Origin of the sequence: Kitasatospora sp. NPDC007106 (genome assembly GCF_040634455.1) — a bacterium.
In the GTDB taxonomy this organism is placed as follows: Bacteria; Actinomycetota; Actinomycetes; order Streptomycetales; family Streptomycetaceae; genus Kitasatospora; species Kitasatospora arboriphila.
The window spans coordinates 1-2,346 of record NZ_JBEYFP010000875.1; the positions used below are offsets into that span (position 1 = coordinate 1).

A 2,346-nucleotide genomic window follows, 5' to 3' on the forward strand; every position below is an offset into this window, starting at 1 on the left:
CCGCCGCTGCGGGCCGGCGGACCCGCGGCAGCAGGAACGCGGCGGCCAGCCCGCCCAGACCGGCCACCCCGAGCACCGCCATCGCCGCCGCGTACGCGCCCTTGCTGAGCCCCGACACGAGGATGGTGCCGGCGACGGCCGTGCCGAGCGAGGAGCCGAGGTTGGAGATGCTGCGCGACAGACCGGAGATCTCGCCCTGCTGCGACTCGGGGAAGCACGACTGGACGACGTTCACCGACGGGGTCAGCATCACGCCCAGGCCGAGGCCGATCAGCAGCAGGCCGGGGGCGAACGCCCAGGCGCTGGGCGATCCGGCGACCAGCGCCAGCAGCACGGCGATGCCGGCGATCGTCACCACGAAGCCCGCCATGATGAGGGTGCGCTGCGGACGGCGCCGGGCCAGCTTCTCCGCGGCCAGCGAGGAGGCGAGGATGCCGAGCGTCGCGGCGGTGAAGATGACGCCGGTCTGGATCGCGTCGTAGCCGCGGACGACCTGCAGGTAGGCGGCGACGGTGAACGAGACGCCCATCAGCATCAGCCACTGGGTGTTCTGGGTGACCAGGCCGAGGTCGGAGGTGCGGTTGTGGAACAGCGACGTCGACAGCAGCGCCTCCCGGCCGGCCCGCTCCCGGCCGCGCACCCAGGCGAAGAAACCGGCCAGCACCAGCGCACCCGCCACCAGCAGGCCGAGCGCCAGCCAGCCGTTGTTGTCGACGGCCAGGATGCCGGTCACCAGCAGCACCAGGCCGGCCGCCGAGAGCACCGCACCCACCGTGTCGAAGGGCCGGGCCGGGTCGGGCGGCAGCGGGTCGGCGATCCCCCGGCTGAGCACCACGATCACCACGATCACCAGCGCCTGGAAGACGAAGGCGGCCCGCCAGCTGATCGCACTGGTGATCAGACCGCCGATCAGCGGACCGGCTGCCGCCCCGATCCCGCCCATCGCCATGATCGCGCCGAACGCGCGGGCCCGGGACGCCGTGTCGGTGAACAGCAGCGTCGTCAGGATGTAGACCGGCGGGATCAGCAGCGCGGTGCCGACGCCCTCCAGGATCGAGTTCCCCAGGATCAGCACGCCGAGGCCGGGCGCGGCGGCGCTGAGCACCGCCCCCACGCCGTACACCACGAGCCCGGCCAGCAGGCAGCGCTTGCGGCCCCACTTGTCGGTCAGTTTGCCGCCCGGGATCATCAGCGCGGCCATCACCAGCAGGAAGATGGTGATGGCCACCTGGACGCCCTGCACGGTGGTGTCCAGGTCCTCGCTGATGTCGTTGATCATCACGTTCATGTTGGAGCCGGCGAAGCTGCAGATGAACTGCGCCAACGCCAACGGGGCGAGGACGCGCCGGGCCCCCGCCGTACGCCCTGCGGCCCCCGCTGCTGCCGTTCCCGCCATGCCGTCACCCGCCTGTCCGCGCCCGACACCCAGGGCCGCAGCTGCGCCGTCCGCACCTGCCGGGCACGGCGCGACGCGGCGGCCACCACGACCGTCGCACGAACACCCACCCGGCACGACCTCGGACACGCGGCAAGGCGGGGGTGACAACGGCATCAGCCGGCACTGCCGGCCGGACGGCCCTCCGGTCCGATCCAGGAGCGGGGCGACGGCGCCCGGTTCCGGATGCGCGGCGCCCTGACGACGGTGTGCGGGCGGAGCCCGGCGGGTCACGCGGGCCGGCGAAGCCGATCCGGGCCGGACGGCGTCACGGTCTCATCACGAGTTCGGAGGATCTGGGCAGCTTTGACGCCCCTTGATCCGGTAAGGGGAGGATTGTGCCCAGCGTGATCGTCCCTATGCTCCGGCCGTCCACGATGATCGGCACCAGGCCCAGGAGCACCCATGCACGCCCCACGCCGGGCCCTCACCGGCCTCGCGGCCGCCGCCCTCGCCCTCTCCCTCGCGTTGACGGCCGGTTGCTCCGCCGGCGCGTCGGAGCAGCAGTTGCAGTACGAGACCGACTACAGCAACCACCCGCACCTGGAGGTGACCGGCTACCCGACGACCGAGACGCTGGGCGTGGTGCAGCGGGTCGTGTGGGGAATGGCCGACGGCACGGCGGAACGGCTCGCGGACCTGGCCCACCCGGAGGGCTCCGACGCAGCACACCGCGCGACCGCCGCCGACTGGATCCGCGAGTACCGCAAGGGTGCCCAGGGCAAGGTGACCGCCGAGTTCCAGGACGACCCGATGGAGCGTCAGAGCGTGCAGCTCACCTTCCACGACACCGGCCAGGCCACGGTCCTGGACCTCCGCCCCGACATCGAGACCGGCTGGCGAGTCGTCATGAAGTGACGCCGGCCACCGGCGCCGCGTCCGCGCCGACTCGGAAGGCCGGCGGCCGACAG

2 protein-coding genes are annotated in these 2,346 nt (G+C 72.8%); one reads left to right on the forward strand and one right to left on the reverse strand.

What is annotated here, in order from left to right; genetic code table 11:
* The coding region (locus ABZ641_RS33500; protein ID WP_359988022.1) for an MFS transporter at positions 1–1,396 on the reverse strand (1,396 nt) is incomplete at its 3' end.
* 444 nt (positions 1,397–1,840) lie between these two features.
* On the opposite strand from ABZ641_RS33500, the gene ABZ641_RS33505 reads away from it, so the two are divergent.
* Positions 1,841–2,293 carry a hypothetical protein gene (locus tag ABZ641_RS33505; RefSeq protein WP_344625617.1) on the forward strand — a complete coding sequence of 151 codons (453 nt, stop codon included), beginning with the start codon at positions 1,841–1,843 and terminating at the stop codon, positions 2,291–2,293.
* Positions 2,294–2,346: the final 53 nt, after the last annotated feature.

Excerpts from the sequence above, each read along its gene's own strand:
- ABZ641_RS33505 (WP_344625617.1), top strand. The coding sequence starts at position 1,841 with ATGCACGCCCCACGCCGGGCCCTCACCGGCCTCGCGGCCGCCGCCCTC.